The sequence below is a fragment of the Roseateles sp. 22389 genome (assembly GCF_052044995.1).
Taxonomy (GTDB): Bacteria; Pseudomonadota; Gammaproteobacteria; order Burkholderiales; family Burkholderiaceae_C; genus Roseateles.
This window is the reverse complement of the sequence record NZ_JBQEOF010000009.1, coordinates 51,473-77,167: the sequence shown is the minus strand read 5'-3', so window position 1 is coordinate 77,167 and position 25,695 is coordinate 51,473. Positions and strand designations below refer to the sequence as shown.

The window sequence follows — 25,695 nt, the reverse complement described above, 5'->3', positions numbered from 1 at the left end:
AGCCGGCGGATGGCCGACGAGTCCTCGACGAGAAAAATGTCCATGAAGGGATGCTCCGGAGGCCGGCCTCGCCGACTTCGCCGCCCTCGCCCTCGCCTTGTTCCGCGACGAAGGCGATCCGGTTCAGCCCCGCCTTCTGCGCCCAGCCGATCAACTGGGCGACCTTGCCATAGGGCACGGCCCGGTCGGCGCTCAGGCGCAGCTCGGCGTCGGGCTGGCGTGCGGCCAGCTGCACGAGGCGCTCTCGCACCGCCTTGGCGTCGAGCGGCTCGTCCCCCAGCAGGTAGTCCCCCTCCGGGGTGATCACCAGGGCGATGAACTTGGCGCCCGGGCCGGGCGCGGCGGCATCGCTCTTGGGCAGGTCCAGTTTCAGCGCGCTGCCCATCAGCGGCGCGGCGATGATGAAGATCACCAGCAGCACCAGCATGACGTCGATCAGCGGCGTCATGTTGATCTCGCCCATCGGCTTGGGCGCTTCGCGGCGTTCGAGGCGGCCGAACTTCATGGCATCAGCTCAGGTCGGACGGGCGCTCACGCCTCGTCGATCAACTCGCGCAGGTCGTGCGCGAAGCCCTCGAGCTCCGCCTCGCAGGCGGCCACCCACTTGCCGAACAGGTTGTAGGCCAGCACCGCCGGGATGGCCACCGCCAGCCCGGCGGCGGTCATGATCAGCGCTTCGCCAACCGGGCCCGAGACCTTGTCCAGGCTGAAGTTGCCGGTCGAGGAGATGCTCAGCAGCGCGTGGTAGATGCCCCAGACGGTGCCGAACAGGCCGACGAAGGGCGCGGTCGCGCCGATGGTCGCCAGCATGACCTGGCCCCGGTTCAGGCCGCCCAGCACCGTGTGCAGCGCGTCGCGCAGACGCCGCGTGAGCTGCGAAGTCCTGCGCGCGGTGGCGGCCAGCGTGCCGGGCGCGCTGTCCTGCATCGCGGCATCGATCAGCGGGAGCATCAGCGCGCCGCGGTCCAGCGGCGCCAGGTGCTCGCGGCCCTGGCCCAGGTCGGGCGCCGTCCAGAACACCGGCAGGCCGCGGCCCAGGTCGGCGCGGACCCGCGCCAGCGTCCAGCCGCGCCAGAAGATCAGCACCCAGCTGCACACCGACATCGCCAGCAGCAGCAGGGAAACGAAACGGGCGACACCGTCGCCCGCTTGCCAGAGATGGATCAGTTCGGTCATCGCGTCGTTCGTCGATCGCCGGTGATCGAGCGCGTCGCGCTCAGGCCATGCCGAGCACGTCGTTCATGTCGAACAGCCCGGTCTTGCGCTCGCCCAGGAAACGCGCCGCGCGCAGGCTGCCCTGCGCGAAGGTCGCGCGGCTCGAGGCCTTGTGGCTGATCTCGATGCGCTCGCCGATGCCCAGGTACATCACCGTGTGGTCGCCGATGACGTCGCCGCCACGGACCGTCGCGAAACCGATCGTCGAGGGATCGCGCTCGCCGGTGACGCCTTCGCGGCCGTAGACCGCGCAGGTCTTCAGGTCGCGGCCAAGCGCCTCGGCCACCACCTCGCCCATCTTCAGCGCGGTGCCGCTGGGCGCGTCGACCTTGTGGCGATGGTGGGCTTCGACGATCTCGATGTCATAGCCCTGCGAGAGCGCCTTGGACGCCTGCGCCAGCAGCTTCAGCACGACGTTGACGCCGACGCTCATGTTGGGCGCCATCATGATGGCGGCGCGCTGGGCGTACTCGCCGATCTTCGCCTTGTCGTCGGGGCTGAAGCCGGTGGTGCCGACGACGGTGCGCACACCCAGTTCGGCGCACAGCGCCAGGTGCGCCATCGTGCCTTCGGGGCGGGTGAAGTCGATCAGCACGTCGGACCGCGACAGGCCGGCCCGCACGTCGCTGGTGATCGCCACGCCGGTGGTCTGGCCGAGGAAGGCGCCGGCATCCTGACCGAGCGCCGGGCTGCCGTCGCGGGCAAGCGCGGCGGCCAGCTCGAGATCGTCGGCGGCGAGCACCGCCTCGACCAGCATCCGGCCCATGCGGCCGGAGGCACCGGTGATCGCGATCCGCAGACGGCTCATCGGCGCGGCTCCAGCGGCGGGTAGTCGCGGGTCGGGCCCATCGGCTCCGGCGCCGAGGCCGCGGCGGTGCGCACCGGCGGCGGCAGCGCCTTGCGCTCTTCTTCGGTCAGCTCCAGCTTGGGTTCCTTGCCGGAGACCTTCAGCGTGTTGATCGAAGCGATAAATTCCTTCTCGGTCGGCAGGTCGTCCGGCGCGTCGATCTTGGACAGCTGGTCGCCGTCGAAGGTCAGCAGGATGTGGCGGTTCTGCGGCGCGGCCCCTTGGCGGCGGATCGTGAACACGTAGTCCCAGCGCGACTCATGGAAGACGTCGGTCAGCAGCGGCGAGCCCAGGACATCGCGCACCTGGACGCGGGTCATGCCCGGCTTGATCGCGGCCAGCTGTTCCTTGGTGACCACGTTGCCCTGCACGATCTCGACGCGGTAGGGCGTCACCAGGCCCAGCACCTTGTCGCCGCTCACCGAGAGCGCGTCGAACTTGGGCATCTGCGAGCAGCCGCCCAGCGCCAGGAGACCGACAACCAGGCCTGCCATCGCGGCGCCGGAGGCGTTCCGGCGGGCAATGCAGGCGATACGGGAATTCAATGACATGGCGCGGATTGGCCGAGGCGCAAGGGCTATGATCGCGAGATTCTAGCGGCACGCACCCACGCTTCCCCGCAGGCGCAAACCCCATGAACCGGTCAGACGAAATCAAGAACAGCGGGCTCAAGGCCACGCTGCCCCGCATCAAGATCCTCGAGATCTTCCAGACCGCCCAGCAGCGGCACATGACCGCCGAGGACGTTTACAAAGCTTTGCTCGATGAACGCGCCGACATCGGTCTGGCCACCGTCTATCGCGTCCTCACGCAGTTCGAGCAAGCCGGCCTGCTGTCGCGCAACCACTTCGAATCGGGCAAGGCGGTCTTCGAGCTCAACGAGGGCCACCACCACGACCACCTCGTCTGCCTGACCTGCGGTTTCGTCGAGGAGTTCTACGATCCGAAGATCGAGGAGCGCCAGCACGCGATCGCGCAGGAGCGTGGCTTCCAGCTGCAGGAGCACTCCCTCGCGCTGTACGCGAACTGCGTCAAGAAGGACTGCCCGCACAAGATGGCCCGCTGACCCGGTCCGGCGATCGCGGCGTCAACGACGAGGGGCTCCGCGGAGCCCCTTCGTCATGCACCGTCGAAAGCGACGCCGCGTTCAGTTGTTGTCGTTCAGTCCCTGCTCGATCGCGCGCTGGTGGCGCTCGACGAACTCGCGGTAGGTGTCGATGCCGCGCAATTGCAGGATGGTGTTGCGCACCGCGGCCTCGACCAGCACGGCCAGGTTGCGGCCGGCGTCCACGGCGATCACGACCTTGCGCACCGGCATGCCCAGCACGTCCTCGTAGAGCGGCTCGTAGGGCAGGCGCTCGAAGTCGCGCTCCATCGTCTCCTTGCGGACCAGGTGCACGATCAGCTTGAGGCGCATCTTCCGGCGCACCGCCGTCTCGCCGAAGATGGCCTTGATGTCCAGCAGGCCGATGCCGCGGACTTCCAGCAGATTCATCAGCAACTCGGGGCAGCGGCCTTCGATGGCCGTCTGCGCGATCCGGAAGAAGTCGACCGCGTCATCCGCCACCAGGCCGTGGCCGCGGCTGATCAGTTCCAGGCCAAGCTCGCTCTTGCCCAGTCCCGATTCGCCGGTCAGCAGCACGCCCAGGCCGAGGATGTCCATGAACACGCCGTGGCGTGTCGTGCGGTTGGCGCAGACGTGGGCCAGGTAGGCGCGCACCAGGTCGATGACGTGGCCGGCGCTCTCGGCGGTGGTGAACAGCGGGATTTCGGCGCGGTCGCACATCGCGACCAGCCGGTCCGGCGGCACCTGGTCGTCGGCGACGATGATGACCGGCGGCTCCAGCGTCACGATGCGCGAGATCCGGCGGTCCAGCACGTCGCCCGAGGCCTGGCTCAGGTAGGCGACTTCACGCCGGCCGACGATCTGGACGCGGTAGGGGTGGATGTAGTTCAGGTAGCCGACCAGGTCGGCGGCCGACTGGGCGTCCCGCAGCGCGGCTTCGTCGAAACGGCGTTCAGGGTGCGCGTGCCCGGCGATCCACTCCCAACGCAAGGCCTCGCGGTGTTCCTCGAACAACCGGTCCGCGCTGATGGAGGTGGCTTTCAAGTTGGGCGGCTGCTGGAGGTGGAGAGATCGTCTCGAGGCGCTGGGCCGCTCAGGCCACCGACTTCAGCGGTTCCCAGTCGGCGATCAGGCGATGCACGGTGGCGGCCTCCGCCTCGGTCTTGAGGCGTTCGCGCAGTTCGCGGTCGGACAGCATCTCGGCGATCTCGGACAGGATCTCGAGGTGTCTCTGGGTCGCCGCCTCGGGCACCAGCAGGAAGATCAGCAGCGTGACGGGTTCGTCGTCGGGGGCGTCGAAGCCGATGGGCTGCTGCACGCGCAGCACCGCGGCCAGCGGGTTCTTCAGGCCCTTGATGCGGCCATGCGGGATGGCGACGCCGTGGCCCAGGCCGGTGGACCCCAGGCGCTCGCGGGCGAACAGGTTGTCCGTGACCGCGGCGCGGGAGATCGAATGGTTGTTCTCGAAGAGCAGCCCGGCCTGCTCGAAGACCCGCTTTTTGCTGGAAGCGTCCACATCGACCAGCACGTTGCTGGCGGGAAGGATGGCGGCGAGACGGTTCATCGGGCATTTACCGGCCATGTCGACCGGCGAGCTGGGGAAGCAGCCTGCGCACCAGCGGGTACGCAGATTCGAGGGTTGAAGGACTGGATTATAGGAATCCCGCTACCGAGAGGGGGTGTGACGGATGCGACGCTTCTGTGAAAACGTCTCCGCTGGTGTTGCATCGCAACAATTCTCGGCAAAAAGGCGGCCCGATGGGCCGCCTTGCGGGGGATCTCCGGGTAATCCCTGAAGATCCGGCAGCGAGCCCGACGAGCCGGGAGGGGCCGTCGGATTCGCGGAGAACGGTTATCCGGCGCTCAAGTCCATGCGCTTGGCCGATTCATGGTGGTGGTTCTGCACCCGATCCTTGTGGCGGCAGACCTGGCGATCCAGCTTGTCCATCAGCTCGTCGATGGCGGCGTAGAGATCGCCGTTCGAGTGTTCGCAGAAGATTTCCCGTCCCTTCACATGCAGCGTGACTTCAGCGCGTTGGCGTCGATCCTTTTCCTTTTGCTTCTCCACGGTCAGCAGGACGTTGACGTCCACGACCTGGTCAAAGTGGCGGAGCACCCGGCTGAGCTTGTTCAGCACGTATTCGCGCAGAGCCTGTGTCACTTCGAGATGGTGGCCGCTGATGGTCAGGTTCATAAAGCCTCCTTTCACAAGGGCTTGGTCGGAAACAGAGTCGGAGTCGGCGGTCGTTGCCGCGGGGAAAAGAGCGGGCAGGGTCCAGGGTCTTGGTGAGGTGGGGAGTCGGTGAGGGTCGGTCGGCACGTCGCCGGCATCGAGCTGGAGACGCGGGGGAAGCGGATGGAGTGTCGGAAACGGCGTGACGGTGAGCGGTCCGCGAGGGACCCGGAAGGCCGCGAGGGCCGATGGCATGCGGGTTCTGAGGCGAAATCGATGAAGAAGACGAGTCCAGTCTGCTCCCGATCCCCAGCCTCGGCAAGTGATGGAAAGCAAGTTTGGGGGCGAATTTTCCCGCCTTGCAGCAGGGCGAGGTCCGTGCTGGAATGCTGGGTGTTGTGCGGCGCGGGCCTTCCGACCGGGCGTCCTCCCCGCGCTTCCTTGCTGGCCCTCGGGACGCGATGTGATAATCCCGCGTCCCGATTACTGGAGTCCCCCTTGGACAGCGACCACCCTCGGTGGCCGTCCACTCCAGCGTCAATCCGCCGCAGCCCCTGAGCGTTCTGCTCCACCGCATCCAACGCCGCCGCGACGCTTGTCCGGAGTGAGACGGGCCACCTCGACCCCCTGGCGCGCCGCCTGGCGTCGCCTGCTCCTGGCAACTCTCGCGCCGCGGCGACCCTCGAAGGGTCCGTCAACGCGCACTCCGGCTTGCGCGTTCGCCCGAGCGCGCACCGCCGACGAAGGATCCGCATGCTGAATGTGTTCACGCTGGACAATGGCCGCCTCAAGGGAGGCATGGTCCAGGAAGAGATTTCCACCGCCGCCGAACTGCTCTCGCTCGCCGGGGCCGACCGCAACCCGGTCTGGGTCGACCTGCAGTCGCCGACGCCGGAGGAAAAGGACTGGATCCGCGAACGCTTCCATCTGGTGATCCCCGAGGACATCGTCGACGAGGATCTCGAGGAATCGGCGCGCTTCTACGAGGAAGACAACGGCGAGCTGCACATCCGCTCGGACTTCCTGATCGACGACATGGAAGCGCCGCGCAATGTGCGGGTCGCCTTCATCCTCTTCGACAACGTGCTTTTCTCGATCCACAACGAGGACCTGCCGGTGTTCCGCCTGCTGCGCCTGCGCGCCCGTCGCATCCCGGCGCTGATCGAGGACGCCAAGGACGTGCTGCTCAAGCTCTATGACGCGGACGCGGAGTACTCCGCCGACGTGCTGGAAGGCATCTACGACAACCTCGAGAAGGTGAGCGCGCGGGTCCTGAAGAAGGACGTCAACGACACCGAGGCGGGCCAGGTGCTGGCGGCGATCGCCCGGGAGGAAGACTTGAACGGCCGCATCCGGCGCAACGTCATGGACACCCGGCGCGCGGTCAGCTTCATGATGCGCAGCCGCATGCTCAACGCCGAGCAGTTCGAGGAATCGCGCCAGATCCTGCGCGACATCGATTCGCTCGATTCGCACACCGCGTTCCTGTTCGACAAGATCAACTTCCTGATGGATGCCACGGTCGGCTTCATCAACATCAACCAGAACAAGATCATCAAGATCTTCTCGGTCGCGAGCGTCGCCCTGCTGCCGCCGACGCTGATCGCCAGCGTCTATGGCATGAACTTCGAGGCGATGCCGGAGCTGCGTTGGAAGTACGGCTACTTCTTCGCGATCGGGCTGATGGTGGCGTCGGTGGCGGCGCCCTTCATCTACTTCCGCCGCAAGGGCTGGCTGGCCTGATCAAGCCCGCTCGACGCGGATGAAGGCGCGCCCGGGAGGCGCGCTTTTTTTCGGCTGGACGCCGCAAATGCAAAGGGCTTCCGCGAAGCGGAAGCCCTGGGTAGAAAAGTAGCCTCAAGACGCCCCTGGCCAACGAGGGAGGGAGGGAGGAGGAGGAGAAAGGCCTCGGGATTGCAGCTTCACGAAGAAGCAGGTCTTGCGGCTGAAAGTGGTTGCGTCGACTGTACTCCCATCGCTGATGGGATCGGTGTAAACCCGCGGAATGCCCTCCCACGCTGCTGCGCCATCCGCCGTGTTTAAGTCAGCTCAAAGTGAGCGCTGTTATCGGCGTCGTCGCTTGCGTTTCTCATCAGCGATGTATTGATCGAGTCGTTATGGTGCAGCGCATCGACGCGGAAGTCATCCCGCCGAGCGACAAATACGTGAGCAACTGTCACTGCTGTCCCGGCTAGCCGGGACAGTTTTCAGGCTGATGAAGGCCCCTCGCCACAGGCGTGCCGATTGCCTCCTCCCGCGCCTTTCGTTCAGCTTTTGCAAGCTGAGACGAGCTCAAGCGACAGGTTTTTCAAGTTGCCGCTGCGATGCTCGTTCACTGCGGCTGCGCCAGCAGCTTCTCCACGGCCTGGGTAAAGGTCGAGCTGTCCGGGCTCACGCCCGACGCGAAGCTCATGACCTGCTTGCCGTCGCGCGAAATCAGGTACTTGTGGAAGTTCCACTTCGGCGCCTGACCGGTGCGCTTGGCCAGGTCGGCGAAGAGCGGGTTCAGATCGGCTTTTCCGGCCGCGACGCTGCTCTTGCTGAACATCGGGAATTTCACGTTGAAGGTGTTCTCGCAGAACTCGGCGATTTCCCTGTTGCTGCCGTACTCCTGGTTGCCGAAATCACCGGATGGAAAACCAAGTACCACCAGCCCCTTGTCCGCATAGCGCGCGGACACCGCTTCCAGGGCCTTGTACTGGGGCGTGTAGCCGCAAAAACTTGCCGTGTTGACCACCAGGACCACCTTGCCGGCGTACTGGCACAGCGCCTGCGGCTTCTCGTCCTGCAGGCGAGGCATTTGCCGGTTCAGCAGTTCCGGGCAGGCTGCGCCGGAAGTCGCGGGCTCGGCCGCCGGTGCGGCATGGGTGGCGGTCGTGGCCAAGGCCATCGCGACCATCGCGAGGCCGGCGAAGGCGGCGCGCCGCAGGAAGGAACCGAAGGACGAGTTCATGGGTTGTGTCTCCAGGATCGGTGAATCCGAACGGTCGTGCTGCTTCGTAATATGCGAACCCGGCGTGAGATCGGTCGGATGCGGGATTAGGCCAGATCGCCCCATGGGCCGATGCCGTAAGGGATTGTCATGGTGCGACCGGTAGAATCCGGCGCGCTTAACAGGACGCAGACAGATGCTTTATCCCGAACTCTTCAAGCAACTCGAGGCCGTGCGCTGGAACATGGACACGGACATCCCGTGGGACAAGTTCGACGCGTCCAAGCTGACCGACGACCAGGCGCGCACGATCAAGATGAACGCGATCACCGAGTGGTCCGCGCTGCCCGCCACCGAGATGTTCCTGCGCGACAACAAGGACGACAGCGACTTCTCCGCGTTCATGAGCGTCTGGTTCTTCGAGGAGCAGAAGCATTCGCTGGTGCTGATGGAATACCTGCGCCGCTTCCGTCCGGACATGGTGCCGACCGAAGCGGAACTGCACGAGGTGCGCTTCGAATTCGACCCGGCCCCGGCGCTGGAGACGCTGATGCTGCACTTCTGCGGCGAGATCCGCCTGAACCACTGGTACCGCCGCGCCGCCGAATGGCACACCGAGCCGGTCATCAAGGCGATCTACGAGACCCTGTCGCGCGATGAAGCCCGCCATGGCGGCGCCTACCTGCGCTACATGAAGCGCGCGATGAGCAAGTTCGGGGACGAGGCGAAGGCCGCGTTCGCGAAGGTCGGCGTGCTGATGGCCAGCGCGCGCCGCACCGCGCAGGCGCTGCACCCGACCAATCTGCATGTGAACGCCAAGCTGTTCCCGCGCGACACGATCCAGAGCCGCCTGCCCGATCCGGAGTGGCTGGAGCGCTGGCTGGACAAGCAGATCCAGTTCGACAGCGTCTGGGAAAACAAGGTCGTCGAGCGCATCCTGCACAACATGAGCCTGCTGATGGAGCGCAGCTTCGTCAGCGTCCAGGAGCTGAACCGCTTCCGCAAGGAGCTGACGCAACGCCTGGCCCAGGCGACGCAGCAGGCGCCAGGTGGCGACGCCACGCCGCAGGCGACCTGACCCTCGCTGTTCCGCTCGCACGAAGGCCCGCCGACGCGGGCCTTCTTCATTTGAGCCGCGGCGCTCCTCGAGGGAGTTCCCACGCATGCCCCCGCTGCATGCAAACCGTTCGCCGCCCGGCCACAATGCGCCGTCCGACCTCGCGTCGATTCCACTGTCCAACGCCATCCGACACCGCTCATGAAGTATCTGCACACCATGGTCCGAGTGACCGATCTCGATGCCTCGCTGAAGTTCTACCGCGACGCCCTGGGGCTGCAGGAGGTGCGCCGCAGCGAGCATGAGGCCGGCCGTTTCACCCTGGTCTACCTGGCCGCACCCGGCGACGAGGACGCGCAGATCGAGCTGACCTACAACTGGGATCCCGAGATCTACACCGGAGGTCGCAACTTCGGTCACGTGGCCTACGCGGTCCCCGACATCTACGCCGCCTGCCAGCGCCTGATGGACGCTGGCGTGACGATCAACCGTCCGCCGCGCGACGGTCGCATGGCCTTCGTGCGCTCGCCCGACAACATCTCGATCGAGCTGCTGCAGGACGGCCCGGCGCTGCCGCCGGCCGAGCCCTGGATCTCGATGCCCAACACCGGCGCCTGGTAAGCGCCAGCGCGACGTCTTCGGCATCCTCCCCGTCTCTGCTCATGGACCACCTGCTGCTGCGATTGATCGCGCCGTTGTTGATGGCCGCGCCGCTGGCCTGCGCCGCACAGGCGCAAGGCAAGCTGCTGTTGACCGGCGGGGTGAGCAGCATCGATGGCGCGGCTGGTGGCGGTTTGTCGCCATGGGCATTGACCGGCAGCTACGCGACGGCGGGCCAGATCGGTGCGACCGCGTACCTCACGCGCTTGCCGGCGCAGGACTACGGCTTCACCGGCTACGGCGCCGCCGTGGCTTTTGGCGAGCGCGCCGAGCTGTCGATCGCCAGGCAGGACTTGAGCGCTGGCGCCACCGGCGCAGCGCTGGGGTTGCCCGGGCTCCGGCTCAAGCAGACGATCCTCGGCGCGAAGGTGCGACTGGGTGGCGATGCGGTGCTCGATGCCGACACCTGGATGCCGCAGCTCGCGCTGGGCGTCGAGTACAAGCACCTCGACGCGGGTGGTCTGGCGCCGACGCTGAGTGCGCTCGGCGCGAAGCGTCAGGGCGTGGACATCTATCTGAGCGCGACCAAACTGTTCCTGGCGCAAAGCACGCTGGTGAACCTGACGCTGCGCGCGACGCGCGCCAATCAGAACGGCCTGCTGGGCTTCGGCGGGACGGCGAGCGGCAGTTATTCGCTGGTGCCGGAGGTGTCGATCGCCTACCTGTTGAACAAGCAGTGGGCGGTGGGCGTCGAGTACCGCGTGAAACCCGACAAGCTCAATCCATCGATCCTGGGCGACGCGCTGCGAGAGGACGACTGGAAGGATGTGTTCGTCGCCTGGGCGCCCAACAAGCATGTGTCGCTGACGGCCGCCTATGTGGACCTCGGTGGCATCGTGCCGGGGATCCAGCCGCGTCGTCAGCGCGGCGTCTACGGCTCGATCCAATTCGCCTACTGACCGCGGCCTCGCCGCGCTCCGACGACTCGACCAGGAGGTCTGCACGATGCGATCTGCTCGAAGGCTGTGGAGGGCTGGCGCGCTGGCGCTGCTGATGGGCGTGGGCGCCGCGTCGATCGCCGGCGCGGCGGATGACGGGCTGTATCGCGCGCTGGGCGGCGAGGAGGGCATCGCCCACATCGTCGACGGCATGATCGATCGCGCCTATGCGGATGAGCGCATCAAGCGCAAGTTCGATGGCGTCAACCCGAAGGCGCTGAAGGAATCGATCCGCAAGCAGTTCTGCCAGCTCAGCGGCGGCCCATGCGTCTACGACGGCGAGACGATGGCGAAGTCGCATGCCCACCTCGCCCTGGACAAGGCCGACTTCAATGCGTTGGTCGAAGACCTGCAATTGGCGATGGACGCGCAGCGGGTGCCGTTTGCCGTTCAGAACCGCCTGCTGGCGCTGCTCGCGCCAATGCATCGGGACATCATCACGCGGTGAGCCCAGCCGCGTGTGCGGCGCTGGTTCGGCGTGTGGTGATGAGCGTCGTTGTAGCCGCAGAAAGCAGAAAGCCCGGCGGAGCCGGGCTTTCTTGAATCTGGTGGCCAAGGGCGGAATCGAACCACCGACACGCCGCACCCTCGCTAAGCCGTTGATTTGTAATAATGTTTCGATTCAACCAGTCGTTCAAGTGTACCTGTGTTGGGTACCACGTGCACCCCTAGACTGAGTGAGAAATCGGCCACATCCTCTGTTCCCGTCATTCCATTCGCGCTATTCTAGATAGAGGGAGAGGAGAGATCGTCGCTCGCGTGAGCGAGCCGCGCCGTCGAGATATTAATCCGCACAGTGGCGGTTGGACGGAATAAGGCGACATCCTCTGAGCATAAACAGTAAATTAGCGCCAAGGTAGCGCCAGCTCAGGCGGAAATGTAATGACAAAGGCCCAAGATGGATCGTCACTTTTGCTTTCGTCGAACGTTGACGTTAATCCGCTAGTACGGTCGCTCCGCAATAGAGCGAAATGGCCTTGGGTAAGGGATTACCTAAAAGCGAACGACATCAAGCCTGGTGGTGGTTGGACGGACCTTGCGGTCAGTAGTTCAGAACTAGGGCAAAAAGGCCAACAGCTTCGCGCTCTTCTAGAGACATACTTTTCTGCGATACGGACCGGTGGTCTTAAGTATGTTCAGGTCTTCGAATTGGATGCTGCACTACTCTCCGCCGTATCCTCGCAGTTGGCGGGAGCGCTCGTTACCAAGTCGGCGTTCTCAAGCACATACCCATACACCCTGCCGGAAGGGCAACTTCGGTCTGCGAGTAATCAGTTGACCCTTTGTGAGATTATTCCCACGTCGCGTGGGGATTTTGTTCTTGTCTTCTGTTCTCGAAAGGACTATACCGAAAAGGAAGTGTTTTCGGATAGTGCGGCTGTGTTGATCGGGAACCAAGTTCCCACCCTAGAAGGCTTCACAACAATTGTCGGACTTCGCCGGAGGAGTTTCCAAGCCTACGATTTGGCAATCGTTCGGCCAAGTCTTGGGCGTATTGAGATCGCCGTCGATATGCCGTTAAGTCACGCAACGGATTTCAATAAGGTTGAACAGGCGCTTCGTGTTGGGGCGGCGATAGAGACGCACGTGTCGTCGTTGCACGGTTTCTTTGCCGGGAATACTGCTTTGAATCTCTTTCCCGCAATTGCTGAAATTTATGGCAATATCAATGCGGGAAAGATTGCAGAATTGCATTTGAGAACTAGTACCGGCCTCGTTGACGTGCTTCGTACGACTCTCCCGGATGACGATTTGCGGAATAATCCGTATCACACTGATGCGGCGAAGGCCGTTAAGAACCAAGTCGAGCTATTCGACGTGACCACAAGGCTGATGCTCGCCTTTCCGCAAACGGAGACCACGGTGCGTCTGAAGTCGTTTGTTGCCGAGCTCGCGAATAAGGAGGACCATCGATTTTTGGCCGGTGTTGATTTCCTTGATTCAAGCTCGGAGCACGACTTGCTTCGGGCGATTAACAAGCTAACGTCTTATCTGTGATGACGTCGGATCCCGTCCTAACCCTTTCCAGCGCCATAGAGCGAACCTGGGCCAATGACGAGGGGGTCATGGACATCTGCATACGGGTTTTGAAGTTCGTCGCGAGTCCGCCTAGCAAATCGCACCTCTCGCTAGGATTGATCCGAAAAAGTATCGGCCTGAATCCGGATGAACGTCGTGTGGACTTTGCAAAGGCGATTCAGTATCTGTTGGGAGACGAAGCGCCTGTTCTTGAACTCTATTTCGAGGTAATTGACGACGAAGGGAATCCGGTCCGTCTTGATACTGATTCTGCGGTTGCGGCTCAGCAATCTGGCGTCCATCCCTTGACGGGCGAAAAGGTGGACGGGGTGGAAAGCTTGCTGTTGCCGTTCTTTCAACCGGGCCGGGCGCTTGTTCAATGAGTAACGTTGATTACGCCGAAAAATACGTCGATCTGATGGTGATGCTGCATGCGGCCCCAGGCGGAGAGCGTCTTATGGAACGGCTGTCCGCTCGCACCTATGCTGACTTTGTCGTCGCCCTTAGAAAGGACCTCGACTGTATTGTTGAGGGGATGGAGAAGAATCCTCAGCGATTTATCGACAGATCCGAAGATGACTTGACGTATTACATTGGATCAATGCTGGGTCAATGGGGATATGCGGTTGCACATGGAAAGCAAGCCGGCGGTAGCGTCGACTTGACGGTGGAGAAGCCGGGAAAAGGTTGGATGTGGACCGCCGAGGCGAAGATTTTCACTGCGATGGAAAAGGTCCAAGAAGGCTTTAAGCAGCTGTCTGGGCGGTACGCCCCCGGCTCATTGGAAGAGGCTAAGGCCGGTATGTTGATTTACATCTATACCAAGAATGCCAGCGCTAAGATGAAAGATTGGCGTAAGCACCTGCCCGCTTCCGAGTCGATTGTGTCGGCAACAGCCAATTGCCCCATTAGACCAAATCTTGCGTTCTATTCGACCCATACTCACGATGGTAGTGGGTTGCCTGTCGAAGTGCGGCATCTTGCTGTGACGCTCTATTTCAAGCCTACCGATAAGAGTGGCCGGAACGCAAAGAAATATAAGGCCGCTCCTGCCGCTAAAGCGGTTAGTTAAAGAGTCAGTTTCCAAATTTGGTCCGAATATCTGAGGGGGTACCTCGGAGAGTTATAAGAGGTTGAGCCCCCGGGTGGGGGGGGCCAGTGCAGGACGCTGCCGTTCATCGCGTCCGATGTTGGACATGCTGCCCTGGCGCTCAAGTTGTACCTTGAGAGCCAGGGGTGAACGATGGCTCGGGGCTGGCCCGAAAGTTATTGACTCGATTTGTGGGCCAGGTTAGCATTTGGGCTACTATCTTTCGTGCCACCTCAGCCTATGTCAAGCATCGCCTATTACCGCATCTCTAGCGATGGTCAATCCATCGAGTCACAACGCCAGGCGTTGGCTCATGGTCGGACATTCGACCGAGAATTTTCCGACGAAGGCGTGAGCGGGGGCGTTCCGGCTGCTCGGCGTCCCGAGTTCGCGAGGCTTCTGGAATACGTGCGGGAGGGCGACACCGTTCACGTGTACGCTGTGGATCGCCTTGGCCGAGACGCGCTGGATGTGCAATCGACAGTCCGCAGCCTCTTAGAGCGAGGCGTCGCCGTTAACGTTCACGGCTTGGGTCTAATCGGAAAGGGCGTCGGAGAACTCATCTTGGCGGTGCTCGCGCAAGTGGCGGACATGGAGCGATCCCGCATCAACGAACGGACTACCGCTGGCCGCCTCGCCGCTCGGGCATCGTTGGAAGCCACTGGAAAGACGCATCGCGGCAAAGAGTCTCTTGGGCGGCCGCAGGCCGCCAACCCAGCGGAAGTCCTTAGTTGGAAGACTGCCAATGACGCCAGCATTAAGCAGACTGCCGAGCGGTTCCGAATCTCGGTGACTTCGGTCAAGAGATATATGGCTGCAACGTGAATCGAGACGACTTGCGGAACGCACTAACCTCATCGCGTTTTGCACGATCAGTCTTAGGCGTTTGGTCAGGAGGGGTCGCGATTTGATCTGGTACCGTCAATAGGGGCCACCTTACTAACCAACCTATATAAGCTATATAAGCTATATAAGCTATATAAGTTAGATAAGCTATAAGACTATAGAGAGCTTTGGGCTATGAAGCTCTGTGGCTCAGAAGCACTCCTGCCACATCGGTAATAGAAGCCGCTTCTGAAAGCTTGCTCAGCCGGACTGACGTGAGGCAGCTAAGCAATCTTACGTGGCCGTGGATCTTGCCAGCAGATGGTCGCGGAGTGCTTTCAGCGAGCGCCGTATGAATGCGATATCTGACGGTCCCAGGCCCGTCAGCAGCGCTTCAATCTCAAGCGCGTCAGAAGTTGCGAAGGCTGGCGCCTCGTCCAACAGGTCGGCGCAGCTTACGAGCAGCTCGGAGGCAATCCGCTCTAGCGTGAGCAGAGACGGAGCATGCTTGCCGCGTTCAAAGCGTGACAAGGTCTCTGTGTCGATGCTCAAGCGCTCGGCAAGGTCAGCTTGTGTCAGCGCCAGCGCTTTGCGACGCGTAGCGATGTTGCGTCCAAGACGGACTTGCAATGCTTCCTTGTCTGGAGTGGCCTCTTGCGGAGCTTCCAAGTCAACCAACGATGTTGAGTGTTATCCAACAGATATGGTTGCCTCAGTCTGACCCTGCGGCCAGAATCTAATCTGTTGACATGCTCGTCAACGAATAATGTCGACTTCCGCTCATCGGAGGCCTCGACACATCTGGACTGCCGCACGAGGGAAGAATCATGAAGCGCATCTCAGCACTTTTGCTAGTCAGCATTGCCATGCACGCGCAGGCTCAATCAACCGTGACAACTGGGCCGGTGGCTACGTCTCGCGCAGGGATGCGTGATGCATGCCAAGTCACTGCCGGCTGGAATCCGCAGCGTCAATACGAACAGCGCGAAGCCCTCCGTGGACTTGAGTGCAGCACGTACCTTCGTGGGGTCATGGACGGCTTCATGGCATCCAACATCTTTGATGAGGAGATGTCCAAGAGAGACGGTCGGATGCAGGCCAGAAGATTTGCTTGCCCGAGTGAAACCTACGAGGTCAGGATGGTGGCCGCAGCGGTTTTGTCCGTCCTCGATGATGCCTCAGTGGATGCCAAGGCGCCCCCGGGTGTGATCGCCGCATTGGCCGTGCAGAAGACGTTTCCTTGTAGCTAAGGGCATCTGTGACACTGCCGTGGCTTGCCTACTGCGCTGCTGCTCGCGCCCCGCGATCTGTCTTCACTTGAGTAGGCATTCCAACGATGGAATCTTCTTCAGATCCATCGCCACTCGGCTTAGCGGCATCGAGCCTTAGTCGCGAGCAACAGTGCTAGTGCCAACGTGACCGGTGATGGCGTCGTGGAGTTCCTCCGCGATGCCTGCCGATCCGCCCAAGGTCTTGAAGGCATGGCGGTACCCATCGCAAGCCGCCGAGGGTACGTCTAAGTGCATCGGGCGCCCGCCTTACCTCAGATCACTTGAGCATCAAGCTGGACAGGGTGGGGAACTTTTCTAGTTCCCTCGCCATCCGGCTTAACGGCATCGAGCCGTAGTCGCGGGCGACCGCACCAGCGCCTACATGCCCTGTGATGGCATCGTGGACTTCCTCTGCGATGCCTGCTTCTCTGCAAAGCGTCTTGAAGGTGTGCCGGAATCCATGCATCGGGCTCACGGGCGAGTCGAGATGCACATGATCCCGAAGGTAGTTGCCCCAGTGCTTCCCGAAGTTGGCGCCGAAGTACCCAGCCGAGTTCTGGCGCAGCATTGGAAAGAGCTGGCCCATTTCCGGAACGGTCGCTCTGTACTCAAGCAGCCCGCGAGCGATCAGGTCCGAATGAAGCGGGATCAATCGTCGGCTGGCCGCAGTCTTCACGCCCCGTTCGCCATCCTCGGAATCGCTCGTGGCAAGGATATCCAAGTGCCAGATGCCATCCTCGGAACGGCGAACATCCGATGACCGAAGCTGGGCCAACTCTTCTCGTCTTGCGCCGGTGTACAGGAGCAAGAGCGGGAGCCAGTACCACGCCCTGCCGAAGTCCGCACGAGGTAGTTTCCAGTCGGAGATCGTGAAGGCGGGGCCGGAAAAGATCGCGCGTAACTCTTCCCTGGTGTAGTCCTTCCGTCGCCGTGTAGCTGCGGATCTGCGGGTGGCCGCACGTGCAGAGAGACGGCCTGCGCCGCCTGCAATCACGGGGTTTTCGGATAGCAACTGCATTCGCACACCGTGGCTGAGGACCGCAGAAAGGGCTCTCAGTTGATTCCGAATGGTGGCCTCCGAGATCAGGGGCAGTCCCTCGGCTTGAGCGCGTGCGATCAGCTCGGGGGTGGACAACCCGCGAATGCCGTCGCCGCGTGATGGCAGCTTGGCAACAGACGCCCGGAAACGGGCTATGGCGGCCCGGTCAATGGCAGGCAATGCCACGTCCCCGACGATCTCAATAAATCGCTCCACGGTCGATCTGAAGGCTCCCACGGTGCGGCGCGTGGCTCTGTTGTCGCCGTCGTTCAGGATCTTCTCGGCGGCGTAGGACTCGAACAGCGCCCCCAACTTCATCGCTTTCGATTGCGCCGATTTCGCTGCCTCCATTTGCAGCGGCAGGATGGGGGTCAGGCCTTGCCCGGGCGGCACATAGGTGCCCTCCTGGCGTTGGAGGGCCCAGTCCGACAACCTATGCAGATGCTCGGCGAAGGCGGCCCTCAGGCGCGACAGGCTCGTACCGGGCGCCGGCATCGGTTGGCTGAGGGCGCGAAGGCTCTTCCGAATGTGGGGATCGACAACTTGGCCCCAATCCTCGCCGGGGTCAATGTCGTCGTCGTTGTCGGCGCCTTCTTGAAGCGTCACGAACATCGGGCCGCCCACCGCAGAGCCCTCGGGTAGATCGACTTCCCAGCCGGGGCCAGTGGCGAGCATGGACGCGAAAGAGCCGTCACGCTCCATCCGGCTCTGTTCCTCGCGGAACCAGCGCGAAGCGATCTGCTGGGCGTCCTGGACGCTGATGGGTGCTGCGATGCCTGTGGCGTTGGCTCGGGCGAGTGCAAAGACTTGGTCTGACGTGGCCCACGCCAGGACAAATGCTCCCTTGGCCGTGGCTAGATCGCGCGTCCCGAGGGAGCGCTTGTACTCACGGCCCAGCGCTTCTCTGAGTTCGCGCGGCACCTTGCGTCGGATGTAGTAAATGCCAGTGACAGGGTGCTTAAACGGGTCGGCCATGAGTGGGCGGCGGCGAGGCTTGCGAGAGGTCGCGAGTCTAGGGCGAGAGGGCATTGGTGTACCTGTTCGGTGTACCAAACCAACGTGCTTAGCGATGCGCCGGAAAGCAAAAAGCCCCTGACTCCGTTAGGAATCAAGGGCTTAGCATTCTTGGTGGCCAAGGGCGGAATCGAACCACCGACACGCGGATTTTCAATCCGCTGCTCTACCAACTGAGCTACTTGGCCAGGAGACTGGGTCTCTGTCTCCGTTGTTCCGGGTCTTGCGACTCGTGCTGAACAACGAAGACCGCGACTATAGCACTAAATTCCGCTGCCCCGCTTGTTTCTTGAAAGATCGACGCCGAGCTGCTTCAGCTTGCGGTACAGGTGGGTCCGTTCCAGCCCCGTCTTCTCGGCCACGCGGGTCATCGAGCCGTTCTCCTTGGCCAGGTGGAATTCGAAGTAGCTCTTCTCGAAGGCGTCGCGCGCCTCGCGCAGCGGTCGGTCCAGCTCGAACACCTGCTCGGAGGCCAGGCCCTGGTGCGGCAGGGGCGCCACCGGCGCCAGGCCGGCCGAGGGCATCGGCAGCGTGCCGGCCGTCATCGCGGGCAGCACCTCGGGGCGCGGGTAGCTGTTGCCGATGTTGAGGCCCACACCCACCACCGGCGCGGCCGGCGGGGCCGGGCGCGGCGTGGTCTTCACCAGCGCCTGCTCCACCGCGCGCAGCAGCTTCTGCAGCGTGATCGGCTTTTCCAGGAAGGCCATCGCGCCGAACTTGGTCGCCTCGACCGCCGTGTCGATCGTGCCGTGGCCGCTCATCATGATCACCGGCATCGTCAGCTGGCCGGAGCTGCCCCATTCCTTCAGCAGCGTCACGCCATCGACGTCAGGCATCCAGATGTCCAGCAGCACCAGGTCGGGCCGCGAGCGNGCGCTCGCGGGCGGCGCGCGCCTGCTGGGCGTTCTCCGCGAGTTCGATCGTGTGCCCCTCGTCCGAGAGGATTTCAGACAAGAGGGCGCGGATGCCCAATTCGTCGTCAACAACAAGAATGGTTGCCATGTATGCCTACTGTTCACGCGGGCCGAGGCGCGTCCTGCGCAGGGCTCGGTGCAGTCGCGAGTTTTGAAAATGATAACGAAACTTGTGCGCCGCTCGGCGGCAGATCGGCGCCGCTGGCGGCTGGGAGATTCACCAGCCGGATGCGCGCGCCATGCTCATCCGCGATTTTCTTCACCACCGCCAGCCCCAGGCCGGTGCCCTTGGTCTTGGTCGTGACGTAAGGCTCGAAGGCCCGCTTCAGCACGTTCTCCGCGAAGCCGTGGCCGTTGTCGGTGACGACCAGTCGGAGCGCCCGCAACTCGCCGGCCTCGTTCATCGCCTTCTGCGTGCGCACGGTCACCCGGCCGTCGGGGCGCTCGCTGACCGCGTCCAGCGCGTTCTGCACGAGGTTGTGGATGACCTGCCGCAGCTGCGGCGCATCGCCCAGGATCGCCGGCGGATCCGACGCCAGGTCCGCGCCCAGATGGCCGGATTCCTGCGCCTCGGCGTACAGCGTCAGCACCTCGGCCACCAGCGCGTTCAGGTCCAGCGGCGCCAGCTTGGCGGCCGGCAGGCGGGCGTAGTCGCGGAACTCGTTGACCAGCTGCTTCATCGCCTGCACCTGGTTCACGATCGTGCCGACGGAACGCACCAGCATCGCCTGGTCGTTGCCCTCGAGCTTGGACTCCAGCTTGAACTGCAGCCGCTCGGCCGACAGCTGGATCGGCGTCAGCGGGTTCTTGATCTCGTGGGCGAGCCGGCGCGCGACCTCGCTCCAGGCCGCGGAGCGCTGCGCCGACACCACCTCGCTGATGTCGTCGAAGACCAGCAGCCGCGCCTCCTGCGGCAGCAGCGCGCCGCGCACCAGCAGGGTCAGCGCGGTCTTCTCGTCCAGTTGCAGCTCGAAGGAGTCCTGCCAGTGCTCGCGCTCGCCGGATTCGGGGCTCTGCAGCTCGAAGCGCTGCCAGATGTCCTTGCCGAAGGCCGCCAGCGCCGGCAGGTCCTCGAGCGGCCGGCCGACGTAGGCCGACAACGGCAGTTTCAGGATGCGGGTCGCGCCGGGATTGACCGTCTCGATGCGGCGGTCGCGGTCGAACACGATGACGCCGGCGGTCAGGTTGTCCAGGATGGTCTGCACATGGGTGCGCGCGCTTTCCAGCTGCGTCACGCTGAGCTCCACCTGGGCCCGCGCGTCGGCCAGCTGCTGGGTCATGTCGGCGAAGGACCGCGTCAGCCCGCCGAGTTCGTCGCGCGAGCGGAACACCGGCTTGGCCTTCAGGTCGCCGGTCGCGACCTCGCGCATGCCCTCGGCCAGCAGCAGCAGCGGCTGCACCAGCTGGTTGGACAGCGCCACCGCCAGCAGCAGCGCCGCGAACACCGCCAGGATCAGCACCAGCGTCAGCGTGCCCAGGTACATGCGCCGCAGGCCGTCGCGCAGCAGCGAGCGCTGCAGGTACTCCTGGTTGGCGGCCGACACGTTCAGCGCGTTGCTGATGACCTTGCCGGAGATCTGCTTGACGACCATCAGGTAGCGGTCGCTGTTGGTCAGCTGCAGCGCGCTGCTGGGCAGCAGCGCCAGCGAGCGGATGCGGGCCTCGCCCAGCACCGCCTGCTGCTCGTCCTCCAGGCCCTCCAGGCGCGAGGCGACGCCGTTGTTGCGCGCCTGCGCGAGCAGCGTGCTGCTGGGGCGCTCGGGGATTTCGCTCGACTCCCCGCCGGCGGACAGCACGACCTGCCCGTTCCCGGCGATCAGCGCGACGCTGCGCGCGTTCATCTGGTCGCGCAGCCGCTCCAGCGCCAGCGGCGCCAGCGCGCCGTCCTCCCAGCGCTCGGCCGCGGCGCGGGTGCGCGCGTTCTGTTCGGTGCGCAGGTTCTCCAGCGTGTCCTGGCCCAGCGCGAGGCCGGCTTCCAGCGCACTGGCCAGGCGCTGGTCGAACAGGCTCTCGATGCTGCGGTTCACGAACTGGTAGGACACCGTGTAGATCAGCAGCCCCGGCACGACGCCGACGATCGCGAAGATGCCGGCCAGTTTCAGCAGCAGCCGACTGCCGAAGCGGCCGCGCTTGACGCGCAGCGCCAACCGCGTGCCGGCCGCGCCGATCACGATGACCAGCGCGGTGGCGACCGCCACGTTCACCCAGAACAGCCAGACGAAATGGCGCTCCAGGAAGCCGCGCTGCGCGGTGGTGCTGATGGACAGCAGGAAGGCCAGCATGCCGCAGGCGCCCGCGATCGCGGCCACGGAGATCAACCACGCCAGGCGTGCCGACTTGGTCACGGGTCAGGATCCTTGCTGAGTCACGAGAGGCGGGAACGGATGGGGCGACGCGCGGTCAGGGCTGCGGCTTGTTGGGCGGCGGCGCGGCCGGCGCCTCGAGCGTGAGCGTCAGCGTGCGGTCGACGCCCAGCGTCCAGCCTTGGCTGCCGCCCAGGCCGATCTGCAGCGGTCTGGGCAACTGCGCGGTGTCCAGCTTGTAGCTGAACTCCAGGTAATAGCGGCCGTCGTCCTCGATCTCCTTGGCGTCCGCGACGCGCCAGCCGGAGACGCCGCGCAGCGAGGCGATCGCCTCGCCCAGGGTGTCGAAGCTCTGGTGCAGGCCGCCGGTGCTGACGCGGTACTGGCGGGTCAGCGGCTGCCAGGTCAGGCGCCAGGTGCGGTTGGCCTGGGCGACCCGGGCATCGCGCCAGTACCAGCGGCTGCGCAGCACCTGGACCTCGGCGACGAAGTAGATCGCCACGCCCTTGAGCAGCGCCTCCTCGGCCTGCCGGGGCAGCTCGAACCGCGTGCTGAAGCTGACCGCCAGGCCGTCCTCGGCGCGCTCCGCGTTGAGCAGCTGCAGCGCCACGCCTTGCGCCAGCGCCCAGCCGTGCAGCACCAGCAGCGCGCCGACCAGGGTCAGGCGCTGCCACCAGGCACGCAGCGGAACGGAACGGGACGGCGGGGACACGCGGACGGGATTCGACGAGGAGTTCGGGGATCAGACCTTGTGCAACAGCGCGTAATAGAAGCCGTCGGTGACGGCCGCCGCGCCGGGCGCGAGGTCCTGGCGGGCATTGTCCGCGAGCGGCAGCAGATGCCCGGCCCCCTGGTCGAACTGACGCGACCGCGCATCGCCATGGCGTTGCAAAAACGCGTCGATCTGGTCCTGTCCCTCGGACCGGAAGACCGAGCAGGTCGCGTAGAGCAGCCGGCCGCCCGGCTTGAGCAGCGGCCACAGCGCCTCCAGCAGCTCGGACTGGATCCGCGCCAGCGCCGGGATGTCGTCCGGCCGGCGCAGCCAGCGCACGTCGGGATGGCGGCGCACGATGCCGGAGGCGCTGCAGGGCGCGTCCAGCAGGATCGCGTCGAAGGCGCGACCGTCCCACCAGGCGGCGGTGTCGCGGGCGTCGGCGGCGCGCACCGCGCCTTCCAGCCGCAGCCGCTGCAGGTTCTGGCGGACCCGCTCCAGCCGCTTGGCGTCGGCGTCCAGCGCCAGCAGATCGAGGCGGTTGCCGGCCAGTTCCTGCAGATGGGCGGTCTTGCCGCCGGGCGCCGCGCAGGCGTCCAGCACCCGCGCGCCGGCGCCGAGCAGCGGCCAGTCCTCGCCGGGGGCCAGGTCTTGAGGCGCGCGCTGGCCGAGCAGCAGCGGCGCGGCGAGCTGCGCCGAGGCGTCCTGCACCGACGCATGCCCGTCGTCGAAGCCGGGCAGGGCCTGGACCGGTCGCGGCTCGTCGAGCACCACCGCCTGCGGGAACAGCGCGCCGGCCGGATGGGCGGCGATGCCGGCCTCGCCCAGCCGGGCGAGGTAGCCGGCGAGGTCGTCGTGGGCCGGATTGACGCGCAGCGTCATCGGCGGCTTCTGCTGGTTGGCCTGGAGCAGGCCTTCCCAGGCGGCGGGCCAGTCCGCGCGCAGCCGGTCCTGCCACCAGCGCGGATGGTTGAAGCGGGCGACCGGATCGGCCTGGGTGGCGGCGACCAGCGCCTCGCGCTCGCGCAGGAAACGGCGCAGCACCGCGTTCACGAAGCCGGCGCTGTTGGGCGCGCGCTGGCGGACCGCATGGACGGCCTGGTCGACCAGCGTGTGGTCGGCGTAGGCCGATTCGCCGGGCCAGAGCAGCGCCAGCGCGGTCAGCAGCAGCGCGTCGACGCGCGGCGGCGGGTTCTTGGGGGCGAGCGCCGCGCGCACCGCCTGCGCGGCGCCCAGCCGTCGCAGCACGGTGAAGCTCAGCGCCTGCACGCCGGGTCGGATCTCGGCGGGGCAGCGCGACAGCCAGTCGGTCAGCGAGTGGCCGTCGCGCACGGCCTGGACCGCGTCGGACGCATTGGCCAGCAGCCGGTGCAGCGGGGGCGCGCCGCCGCTGGCGGCGTTCTTGGGGGAGGGGACGGAAGACACCGCGCGAGTTTAGTGGGCCCGTCCCGACCGGGCCCCGCGCAAGGCCAAGCCCCGGCTTTCGCAATCCCGGGCGGAAGCCGCGACAATCGCCGGTCCCCCATGAGAACGCAGGCTTCATGACGAGCACCCCGATCCTGAGCCCCGAGGACTTGGCCGCGCTGCCGGCCTCGGAGCGCATCCGCTACCGGCTGGTCCAGGCCGGGCGGCGCCACCACGCCAACGACAACATCGCCGAATTCATCGAGGCGGGCGAGCTCGACCAGCTGCAGGCCGAGGTGCAGGCGCGCATGCAGGGCGTGCTGGAGGCGCTGGTCATCGACACCGACAGCGACCACAACACCCAGGAGACCGCCAAGCGGGTGGCCAAGATGTTCCTGAAGGAGGTCTTCGCCGGCCGCTACGCGCCGCCGCCGCCGGTGACCGAGTTCCCCAACGCCGAGCGCCTGAACGAGCTGATGATCGTCGGCCCGATCACGGTGCGCAGCGCCTGCTCGCACCACCTGTGCCCGATCATCGGCAAGGTCTGGATCGGCCTGCTGCCCAGCGAGCATTCCAACCTGATCGGCCTGTCCAAGTACGTGCGCCTGACCGAATGGATCATGAGCCGCCCGCAGATCCAGGAAGAGGCCGTCGTGATGCTGGCCAACGAGCTGCAGGAACGCGTCCAGCCCGACGGGCTGGCGATCGTGATGGACGCCGACCACTTCTGCATGCACTGGCGCGGCGTCAAGGACATGGACTCGACGATGACCAACAGCGTCATGCGCGGCTCCTTCCTGAAGGACGCGACGCTGCGGGCGGAGTTCCTGGCGCTGATGAAGCAGAAGGGCTGAGGCGCCCCAGGCGCTCAGCGGCTCAGAGGCTGCGCGCCTCGCTGAAGCCGACGAAGCTCATCAGCACGCGGGTGGGGAACTGTCGGATCGCGGCGTTGTAGGCCTCGACCGCCTGGTTGAACACCTGGCGCGAGAACGCGCGCTGGCGCTCGATCATCTTGAGCTCGTCGACGGCGCCGGCCAGGTCGGGCTCGATGCTGAGTTCGGCGTGATGCTCCACCAGCGACACCAGCCGCGTCAGCGCCGCGCCGTGCACCGCCGCGGCCACCGCCAGCGTCGCCACCGGATCGGCCGCATGCGGCCTGACGCGCACCGCCTGCGTCGCGGCGCGCGCCTCGACCTGCGCCGCGGCCAGCGCGTCCAGGCTGGCCTGCTCGCTGGGCAGGCGCTCGCGCAGCCGCTCCAGCAGCAGGTCGCCCTGCGCGAAGCGCCGGGTCAAGGCGTCGTCCAACTGCGCGAAGGCCCTGGCGATTTCATTGCGCAGCAGCATCACGCGGTTGTAGGCGCCGATGCTCCAGAACACCAGCACCGCCGCCAGCGCCCACAGCCCCCAGTTCCAATGCCACTGCATCGCGTCCGCCGCGCTCAGGCCGAGACCGCCGCGCCGCCGGAGCGGGCGCGCTGGAACTCGTCCCAGCCCCGGGCGCGTAACTCGCAGGCCGGGCAGTGGCCGCAGCCCCAGCCCCAGGCATGGCGGGTGGTGCGCTCGCCGAGGTAGCAGGTGTGCGTGTGCTCGACGATCAGGTCGTTGAGCGCCGTGCCGCCCAGCGACTCGGTCAGCGCCCAGGTCTGCGCCTTGGTCAGGAACATCAGCGGCGTGTCCAGCGTCATCGGCGTGTCCAGCCCCAGCGACAGCGCCACCTGCAGCGCCTTGAGCGTGTTGTCGCGGCAGTCGGGGTAGCCGGAGAAGTCGGTCTCGCACATGCCGCCGACCAGCACCGACGCGCCGCGCCGGTAGGCCAGCGTCGCGGCGAAGGTCAGGAACAGCAGGTTGCGGCCCGGCACGAAGGTATTGGGCAGGCCGTTGGCCTGCAACTCGATCTCGCGCTCCTGCGTCAGCGCGGTGTCGGAGATCTGGCCGAGCAGGCCGAGGTCGAGCAGGTGGTCCTCGCCCAGCTTGGGCGCCCAGTGCGGGAACTGCGCGGCGATCTCGGCGCGCACGGTCCGGCGGCAGTCCAGCTCGATGCGATGGCGCTGGCCGTAGTCGAAGCCCAGGGTCTCGACCTCGGCGAAGCGGTCCAGCGCCCAGGCCAGGCAAGCGGTGGAGTCCTGGCCGCCGGAGAACAGCACCAGCGCCTTGCGGCGCGAGGCGTGGACGGCGGGGATCGGGGCGGAGGCGGCGTCGGACATGGCGGACCAGCG

Annotated in this window: 28 protein-coding genes and 1 tRNA gene; 12 read left to right on the top strand and 17 right to left on the bottom strand. The window is 65.2% G+C overall.

Features of this window, described 5'->3' with window-relative positions:
- From ACTJKJ_RS14145 to ACTJKJ_RS14130, 4 genes are all read right to left on the bottom strand, one after another.
- The coding region (locus ACTJKJ_RS14145; protein ID WP_440820852.1) for an ExbD/TolR family protein at positions 1 to 448 on the bottom strand (448 nt) is incomplete at its 3' end.
- 83 nt (positions 449 to 531) lie between these two features.
- A complete protein-coding gene (locus tag ACTJKJ_RS14140; protein ID WP_440820851.1) occupies positions 532 to 1,176 on the bottom strand; it encodes a MotA/TolQ/ExbB proton channel family protein in 645 nt (214 codons plus the stop codon).
- Positions 1,177 to 1,216: 40 nt separating this feature from the next.
- Entirely contained in the window at positions 1,217 to 2,023 is an 807-nt protein-coding gene (dapB, locus tag ACTJKJ_RS14135) for a 4-hydroxy-tetrahydrodipicolinate reductase (RefSeq protein WP_440820850.1), read from the bottom strand.
- Entirely contained in the window at positions 2,020 to 2,556 is a 537-nt protein-coding gene (locus tag ACTJKJ_RS14130) for an outer membrane protein assembly factor BamE (protein WP_297381460.1), read from the bottom strand. The genes dapB and ACTJKJ_RS14130 overlap by 4 nt, the downstream gene beginning before the upstream one ends.
- A gap of 140 nt (positions 2,557 to 2,696) precedes the next feature.
- On the opposite strand from ACTJKJ_RS14130, the gene fur reads away from it, so the two are divergent.
- Positions 2,697 to 3,128, top strand: a complete 432-nt coding sequence (gene fur / locus ACTJKJ_RS14125; protein ID WP_091730779.1) for a ferric iron uptake transcriptional regulator — start codon at positions 2,697 to 2,699, stop codon at positions 3,126 to 3,128.
- Positions 3,129 to 3,209: 81 nt separating this feature from the next.
- Here the strand turns inward: fur and hprK are convergent, their stop codons facing one another.
- The 3 genes from hprK to hpf all read right to left on the bottom strand — a co-directional run bounded on the left by hprK (position 3,210) and on the right by hpf (position 5,322).
- Positions 3,210 to 4,172, bottom strand: coding sequence for an HPr(Ser) kinase/phosphatase (hprK, locus tag ACTJKJ_RS14120; RefSeq protein ID WP_091730781.1), 963 nt, complete (start codon positions 4,170 to 4,172; stop codon positions 3,210 to 3,212).
- Positions 4,173 to 4,221: 49 nt separating this feature from the next.
- Positions 4,222 to 4,692, bottom strand: a complete 471-nt coding sequence (gene ptsN, locus ACTJKJ_RS14115) for a PTS IIA-like nitrogen regulatory protein PtsN (protein WP_091730784.1) — start codon at positions 4,690 to 4,692, stop codon at positions 4,222 to 4,224.
- Positions 4,693 to 4,980: 288 nt separating this feature from the next.
- Positions 4,981 to 5,322 carry a ribosome hibernation-promoting factor, HPF/YfiA family gene (gene hpf / locus ACTJKJ_RS14110; protein WP_091730788.1) on the bottom strand — a complete coding sequence of 114 codons (342 nt, stop codon included), beginning with the start codon at positions 5,320 to 5,322 and terminating at the stop codon, positions 4,981 to 4,983.
- Positions 5,323 to 6,054: 732 nt separating this feature from the next.
- Here hpf and corA point away from each other — a divergent pair.
- On the top strand, positions 6,055 to 7,044 hold the full coding sequence (gene corA / locus ACTJKJ_RS14105) for a magnesium/cobalt transporter CorA (RefSeq protein WP_091730793.1): 990 nt from the start codon (positions 6,055 to 6,057) through the stop codon (positions 7,042 to 7,044).
- Between the two features lie 589 nt (positions 7,045 to 7,633).
- Here corA and ACTJKJ_RS14100 read toward each other — a convergent pair.
- Positions 7,634 to 8,254, bottom strand: coding sequence for a glutathione peroxidase (locus tag ACTJKJ_RS14100; RefSeq protein WP_440820849.1), 621 nt, complete (start codon positions 8,252 to 8,254; stop codon positions 7,634 to 7,636).
- A gap of 175 nt (positions 8,255 to 8,429) precedes the next feature.
- On the opposite strand from ACTJKJ_RS14100, the gene ACTJKJ_RS14095 reads away from it, so the two are divergent.
- The 8 genes from ACTJKJ_RS14095 (at position 8,430) to ACTJKJ_RS14060 (ending at position 14,822) form a co-directional block, all read left to right on the top strand.
- Positions 8,430 to 9,311: an acyl-ACP desaturase gene (locus ACTJKJ_RS14095; protein WP_091730800.1), complete on the top strand. Its 882-nt coding sequence runs from the start codon at positions 8,430 to 8,432 to the stop codon at positions 9,309 to 9,311.
- A 180-nt stretch (positions 9,312 to 9,491) separates the two neighbouring features.
- Positions 9,492 to 9,911 carry a VOC family protein gene (locus ACTJKJ_RS14090; RefSeq protein WP_091730804.1) on the top strand — a complete coding sequence of 140 codons (420 nt, stop codon included), beginning with the start codon at positions 9,492 to 9,494 and terminating at the stop codon, positions 9,909 to 9,911.
- 41 nt (positions 9,912 to 9,952) lie between these two features.
- Entirely contained in the window at positions 9,953 to 10,849 is an 897-nt protein-coding gene (locus ACTJKJ_RS14085) for a DUF3034 family protein (protein ID WP_440820848.1), read from the top strand.
- Positions 10,850 to 10,895: 46 nt separating this feature from the next.
- Positions 10,896 to 11,336, top strand: coding sequence for a group I truncated hemoglobin (locus tag ACTJKJ_RS14080; protein ID WP_091730814.1), 441 nt, complete (start codon positions 10,896 to 10,898; stop codon positions 11,334 to 11,336).
- Positions 11,337 to 11,770: 434 nt separating this feature from the next.
- Positions 11,771 to 12,886 carry a hypothetical protein gene (locus ACTJKJ_RS14075; protein ID WP_440820847.1) on the top strand — a complete coding sequence of 372 codons (1,116 nt, stop codon included), beginning with the start codon at positions 11,771 to 11,773 and terminating at the stop codon, positions 12,884 to 12,886.
- Positions 12,887 to 12,954: 68 nt separating this feature from the next.
- The gene (locus tag ACTJKJ_RS14070) at positions 12,955 to 13,290 is read left to right on the top strand and encodes a hypothetical protein (RefSeq protein WP_440820846.1); all 336 of its coding nucleotides are present in this window, start codon (positions 12,955 to 12,957) and stop codon (positions 13,288 to 13,290) included.
- Positions 13,287 to 13,979 (top strand): hypothetical protein, encoded by a 693-nt coding sequence (locus tag ACTJKJ_RS14065; protein ID WP_440820845.1) that lies wholly within the window; start codon positions 13,287 to 13,289, stop codon positions 13,977 to 13,979. The genes ACTJKJ_RS14070 and ACTJKJ_RS14065 overlap by 4 nt, the downstream gene beginning before the upstream one ends.
- Before the next feature lie 258 nt (positions 13,980 to 14,237).
- Positions 14,238 to 14,822 carry a recombinase family protein gene (locus ACTJKJ_RS14060; RefSeq protein ID WP_440820844.1) on the top strand — a complete coding sequence of 195 codons (585 nt, stop codon included), beginning with the start codon at positions 14,238 to 14,240 and terminating at the stop codon, positions 14,820 to 14,822.
- A gap of 294 nt (positions 14,823 to 15,116) precedes the next feature.
- On the opposite strand, the gene ACTJKJ_RS14055 is transcribed toward ACTJKJ_RS14060, so the two are convergent.
- Positions 15,117 to 15,500, bottom strand: coding sequence for a helix-turn-helix domain-containing protein (locus ACTJKJ_RS14055; protein WP_440820843.1), 384 nt, complete (start codon positions 15,498 to 15,500; stop codon positions 15,117 to 15,119).
- Between the two features lie 149 nt (positions 15,501 to 15,649).
- Here ACTJKJ_RS14055 and ACTJKJ_RS14050 point away from each other — a divergent pair, with 149 nt between their 5' ends.
- On the top strand, positions 15,650 to 16,072 hold the full coding sequence (locus ACTJKJ_RS14050; protein WP_440820842.1) for a Rap1a/Tai family immunity protein: 423 nt from the start codon (positions 15,650 to 15,652) through the stop codon (positions 16,070 to 16,072).
- Positions 16,073 to 16,370: 298 nt separating this feature from the next.
- Here ACTJKJ_RS14050 and ACTJKJ_RS14045 read toward each other — a convergent pair whose 3' ends face one another.
- The 6 genes from ACTJKJ_RS14045 to rsmB all read right to left on the bottom strand — a co-directional run bounded on the left by ACTJKJ_RS14045 (position 16,371) and on the right by rsmB (position 23,500).
- On the bottom strand, positions 16,371 to 18,107 hold the full coding sequence (locus tag ACTJKJ_RS14045; protein WP_440820841.1) for a DUF6538 domain-containing protein: 1,737 nt from the start codon (positions 18,105 to 18,107) through the stop codon (positions 16,371 to 16,373).
- A gap of 151 nt (positions 18,108 to 18,258) precedes the next feature.
- Positions 18,259 to 18,334 (bottom strand) — tRNA-Phe (locus ACTJKJ_RS14040).
- A gap of 75 nt (positions 18,335 to 18,409) precedes the next feature.
- Entirely contained in the window at positions 18,410 to 18,982 is a 573-nt protein-coding gene (locus ACTJKJ_RS14035; protein WP_440820840.1) for a response regulator, read from the bottom strand.
- A gap of 179 nt (positions 18,983 to 19,161) precedes the next feature.
- Complete coding sequence (locus ACTJKJ_RS14030) at positions 19,162 to 21,405, bottom strand: sensor histidine kinase (RefSeq protein ID WP_183493466.1); 2,244 nt, start codon at positions 21,403 to 21,405, stop codon at positions 19,162 to 19,164.
- Between the two features lie 55 nt (positions 21,406 to 21,460).
- Positions 21,461 to 22,075 (bottom strand): DUF4390 domain-containing protein, encoded by a 615-nt coding sequence (locus ACTJKJ_RS14025; RefSeq protein ID WP_297381480.1) that lies wholly within the window; start codon positions 22,073 to 22,075, stop codon positions 21,461 to 21,463.
- A 30-nt stretch (positions 22,076 to 22,105) separates the two neighbouring features.
- Positions 22,106 to 23,500: a 16S rRNA (cytosine(967)-C(5))-methyltransferase RsmB gene (gene rsmB / locus ACTJKJ_RS14020; RefSeq protein ID WP_297381482.1), complete on the bottom strand. Its 1,395-nt coding sequence runs from the start codon at positions 23,498 to 23,500 to the stop codon at positions 22,106 to 22,108.
- 116 nt (positions 23,501 to 23,616) lie between these two features.
- Between rsmB and folE the strand changes: the two genes are divergently transcribed.
- Positions 23,617 to 24,333: a GTP cyclohydrolase I gene (folE, locus tag ACTJKJ_RS14015; RefSeq protein WP_091730833.1), complete on the top strand. Its 717-nt coding sequence runs from the start codon at positions 23,617 to 23,619 to the stop codon at positions 24,331 to 24,333.
- A 22-nt stretch (positions 24,334 to 24,355) separates the two neighbouring features.
- Here the strand turns inward: folE and ACTJKJ_RS14010 are convergent, their stop codons facing one another.
- Positions 24,356 to 24,904 (bottom strand): LemA family protein, encoded by a 549-nt coding sequence (locus tag ACTJKJ_RS14010; RefSeq protein ID WP_091730837.1) that lies wholly within the window; start codon positions 24,902 to 24,904, stop codon positions 24,356 to 24,358.
- Positions 24,905 to 24,918: 14 nt separating this feature from the next.
- Positions 24,919 to 25,683: a 7-cyano-7-deazaguanine synthase QueC gene (queC, locus tag ACTJKJ_RS14005; protein WP_440820839.1), complete on the bottom strand. Its 765-nt coding sequence runs from the start codon at positions 25,681 to 25,683 to the stop codon at positions 24,919 to 24,921.
- Between the last annotated feature and the right edge of the window lie 12 nt (positions 25,684 to 25,695).

What these genes read in the sequence shown, in the direction of transcription:
- ACTJKJ_RS14035 (WP_440820840.1), bottom strand. Translation starts at nt 18,982, where the DNA reads ATGCCTGACGTCGATGGCGTGACGCTGCTGAAGGAATGGGGCAGCTCC.
- hpf (WP_091730788.1), bottom strand. Translation starts at nt 5,322, where the DNA reads ATGAACCTGACCATCAGCGGCCACCATCTCGAAGTGACACAGGCTCTG.
- ACTJKJ_RS14095 (WP_091730800.1), top strand. Translation starts at nt 8,430, where the DNA reads ATGCTTTATCCCGAACTCTTCAAGCAACTCGAGGCCGTGCGCTGGAAC.
- queC (WP_440820839.1), bottom strand. Translation starts at nt 25,683, where the DNA reads ATGTCCGACGCCGCCTCCGCCCCGATCCCCGCCGTCCACGCCTCGCGC.
- ptsN (WP_091730784.1), bottom strand. Translation starts at nt 4,692, where the DNA reads ATGAACCGTCTCGCCGCCATCCTTCCCGCCAGCAACGTGCTGGTCGAT.
- dapB (WP_440820850.1), bottom strand. Translation starts at nt 2,023, where the DNA reads ATGAGCCGTCTGCGGATCGCGATCACCGGTGCCTCCGGCCGCATGGGC.
- ACTJKJ_RS14080 (WP_091730814.1), top strand. Translation starts at nt 10,896, where the DNA reads ATGCGATCTGCTCGAAGGCTGTGGAGGGCTGGCGCGCTGGCGCTGCTG.
- ACTJKJ_RS14100 (WP_440820849.1), bottom strand. Translation starts at nt 8,254, where the DNA reads ATGAACTCGTCCTTCGGTTCCTTCCTGCGGCGCGCCGCCTTCGCCGGC.
- ACTJKJ_RS14050 (WP_440820842.1), top strand. Translation starts at nt 15,650, where the DNA reads ATGAAGCGCATCTCAGCACTTTTGCTAGTCAGCATTGCCATGCACGCG.
- ACTJKJ_RS14140 (WP_440820851.1), bottom strand. Translation starts at nt 1,176, where the DNA reads ATGACCGAACTGATCCATCTCTGGCAAGCGGGCGACGGTGTCGCCCGT.
- ACTJKJ_RS14060 (WP_440820844.1), top strand. Translation starts at nt 14,238, where the DNA reads ATGTCAAGCATCGCCTATTACCGCATCTCTAGCGATGGTCAATCCATC.
- ACTJKJ_RS14130 (WP_297381460.1), bottom strand. Translation starts at nt 2,556, where the DNA reads ATGGCAGGCCTGGTTGTCGGTCTCCTGGCGCTGGGCGGCTGCTCGCAG.
- fur (WP_091730779.1), top strand. Translation starts at nt 2,697, where the DNA reads ATGAACCGGTCAGACGAAATCAAGAACAGCGGGCTCAAGGCCACGCTG.
- ACTJKJ_RS14085 (WP_440820848.1), top strand. Translation starts at nt 9,953, where the DNA reads ATGGACCACCTGCTGCTGCGATTGATCGCGCCGTTGTTGATGGCCGCG.
- ACTJKJ_RS14070 (WP_440820846.1), top strand. Translation starts at nt 12,955, where the DNA reads ATGGACATCTGCATACGGGTTTTGAAGTTCGTCGCGAGTCCGCCTAGC.
- ACTJKJ_RS14045 (WP_440820841.1), bottom strand. Translation starts at nt 18,107, where the DNA reads ATGGCCGACCCGTTTAAGCACCCTGTCACTGGCATTTACTACATCCGA.
- ACTJKJ_RS14075 (WP_440820847.1), top strand. Translation starts at nt 11,771, where the DNA reads ATGACAAAGGCCCAAGATGGATCGTCACTTTTGCTTTCGTCGAACGTT.
- folE (WP_091730833.1), top strand. Translation starts at nt 23,617, where the DNA reads ATGACGAGCACCCCGATCCTGAGCCCCGAGGACTTGGCCGCGCTGCCG.
- corA (WP_091730793.1), top strand. Translation starts at nt 6,055, where the DNA reads ATGCTGAATGTGTTCACGCTGGACAATGGCCGCCTCAAGGGAGGCATG.
- ACTJKJ_RS14010 (WP_091730837.1), bottom strand. Translation starts at nt 24,904, where the DNA reads ATGCAGTGGCATTGGAACTGGGGGCTGTGGGCGCTGGCGGCGGTGCTG.
- ACTJKJ_RS14065 (WP_440820845.1), top strand. Translation starts at nt 13,287, where the DNA reads ATGAGTAACGTTGATTACGCCGAAAAATACGTCGATCTGATGGTGATG.
- ACTJKJ_RS14090 (WP_091730804.1), top strand. Translation starts at nt 9,492, where the DNA reads ATGAAGTATCTGCACACCATGGTCCGAGTGACCGATCTCGATGCCTCG.